A 2,203-nucleotide genomic window follows, 5' to 3' on the forward strand; every position below is an offset into this window, starting at 1 on the left:
AATATGGAACAGCCTGTCCGATGCTCTCCAGCTCCCCTCACCCCCAGGGAGAGGGGCTGGGGGTGAGGGCCTGCTCCCCCAGGGAGAGGGGCTGGGGGTGGTCGCGTGAGCGGCGCGGAGCGTTTGGGCCGCTAGCGGCAAAGTGTCTTAATCGTATCTGGAACAACTATAATGGCCTGAATCGGTTATTTTTTTAAGCATCATGGTCAGTATCGAATTTTCCCCCGGCATTCCAGAAGTGCCCACCCAAGTACGGCTGCTGAAATCCAAAACCGGCAAGCGGGGATCCGCCATTTTTCGCTTTGAGGAGCTGAAGTCCGACACGCAAAACATCCTTGGCATGCGGATGATCGACGAAGAAGGGGAGCTGACCACCCGCAACATCAAAGCCAAGTTCCTAAACGGGGAATTCAAGGCCCTGGAAGTGATCTACGACATGGAAACAGAAGCCGAGTGGGATCGCTTCCTGCGCTTTATGGAGCGCTTCTCGGCGGCCAACCAGATGGGCATTGCCTAGCTGCTGGATCCTCAGCTTTTGGCTTTTTTGCTCCCTTTGCCGGGCTGGACGGGGGCAGATCCCTGGGTCTTTTCAATCGAAGGCTGCTCCAGTGGGGGCCGTCGCTGGTGCCAGTCGGTGCTTTGCTCGTAGGCATAGGCCACCCGCAGCACCTTGCTCTCTTGCAGGGCGTTGCCCACGATTTGCAAGCCAATCGGCAGCCCATCGGCAAAGCCACAGGGCAGGCTTAGCCCCGGCAAGCCCGCAAGATTGACCGGGATCGTCATCAGGTCGCACAGGTACATGCTCAAGGGATCCTCCCGCTCGCCGCTTTTGAAAGCCGGCGTGGGGGTGGTGGGGCTGACCAACACATCCACCTTCTCGAAGGCCCGCAGAAAATCTTGCTTGATCAAGGTGCGCACCTTCTGGGCCTTGAGGTAGTAGGCATCGTAGTAGCCGGCAGAGAGGGCATAGGTGCCGATCATGATGCGCCGCTTCACCTCCGGCCCAAAGCCGCGGGCGCGGGTCTTGCCATACATAGCCAAGAGCGAGTCGGCAGGTTCCCGCAGGCCGTACTTGACGCCGTCGTAGCGGGCCAGATTGGAAGAAGCTTCCGAAGGAGCAATGATGTAGTAGGTGGCCAGGCCGTAGCGAAAGCTGGGGCAGTCGATCTCCAGGATCTCTGCCCCCAGCTCCTGCAGGTGTTGGATGGCAGCTTGCACAGCCGCGCGGGTCTCTTCCCCACACCCTTCCCCCAGCAGGTCGCGGATGACGCCAATCTTGAAGCCTTTGATATCGGGGATCAAAGCCTGGCTGTAGTCCGGGATCTCCACCCTAAGGCTGGTGGAGTCCATGGGGTCGTGGCCGGCAATCCCCTGCAGCAGCAGGGCCACATCCTCCACCGTGCGCCCAAACGGCCCCACCTGATCCAGAGAAGAGGCAAAGGCCACCAGCCCATAGCGGGAGACCAGCCCGTAGGTGGGCTTGAGGCCAACCACACCACAAAAGGCCGCCGGCTGGCGGATCGATCCCCCCGTATCCGATCCCAAGGCCACCACCGCCTGGTCAGCCGCCACCGCCGCCGCCGATCCCCCTGAGGATCCCCCTGGCACCCGCGTCAGATCCCAGGGGTTGGCAGTGCGCTGAAAGGCCGAGTTTTCCGTGGAGCTGCCCATGGCAAACTCGTCCAGGTTGGTCTTGCCCACCGTCACCATGCCGGCTGCCGCCAGCCGCGCCGTCACCGTTGACTCGTAGGGCGGAATAAACCCCTCCAGAATCCGAGAAGCGCAGGTGGTGCGGATCCCTTGGGTGCAAAGGTTATCTTTCACAGCCAACGGGATCCCGGCCAGCGGACCAATCGCCTCCCCGGCGCGAATGCGGGCATCCACCGCTCTAGCCTGTTGCAGCGCCAGCTCCTCGGTGACAGTAATAAAGCTCTTAAGCTGCGGCTCCAGCCGGTGCAGGCGCTCCAGGTATTCGCGCGCGATCTCCTCAGCTGAGCGCTCTTTGCTCACCAACTGGCGGTGCAGAGCACGGATAACAGACATAGGCAAACTCGCAAGGAAGAGAAAGGCCGATCGAGCAACGTCAAAGTTCTCTCCAGATTAATCCAGCACGGATCCCTACTAACTCCCCTCTCCCTCAGGGAGAGGGGCCGGGGGTGAGGGAGTGTTCCCTCCTGTCAATTATACACATCTGAAGATTACA

2 protein-coding genes are annotated in these 2,203 nt (G+C 60.7%); one reads left to right on the plus strand and one right to left on the minus strand.

Features of this window, described 5'->3' with window-relative positions:
* The first annotated feature begins 202 nt into the window (after positions 1–202).
* Positions 203–517: a photosystem II reaction center protein Psb28 gene (gene psb28 / locus NW858_RS12055; RefSeq protein WP_414335669.1), complete on the plus strand. Its 315-nt coding sequence runs from the start codon at positions 203–205 to the stop codon at positions 515–517.
* Between the two features lie 11 nt (positions 518–528).
* On the opposite strand, the gene gatA is transcribed toward psb28, so the two are convergent.
* On the minus strand, positions 529–2,043 hold the full coding sequence (gene gatA, locus NW858_RS12060; RefSeq protein ID WP_414347268.1) for an Asp-tRNA(Asn)/Glu-tRNA(Gln) amidotransferase subunit GatA: 1,515 nt from the start codon (positions 2,041–2,043) through the stop codon (positions 529–531).
* Positions 2,044–2,203: the final 160 nt, after the last annotated feature.

This window comes from Synechococcus sp. H55.10 (assembly GCF_047502715.1).
Classification (GTDB): domain Bacteria; phylum Cyanobacteriota; class Cyanobacteriia; order Thermostichales; family Thermostichaceae; genus Thermostichus.

Coding starts and splice junctions, on each gene's coding strand:
- psb28 (WP_414335669.1), top strand. CDS start 203: ATGGTCAGTATCGAATTTTCCCCCGGCATTCCAGAAGTGCCCACCCAA.
- gatA (WP_414347268.1), bottom strand. CDS start 2,043: ATGTCTGTTATCCGTGCTCTGCACCGCCAGTTGGTGAGCAAAGAGCGC.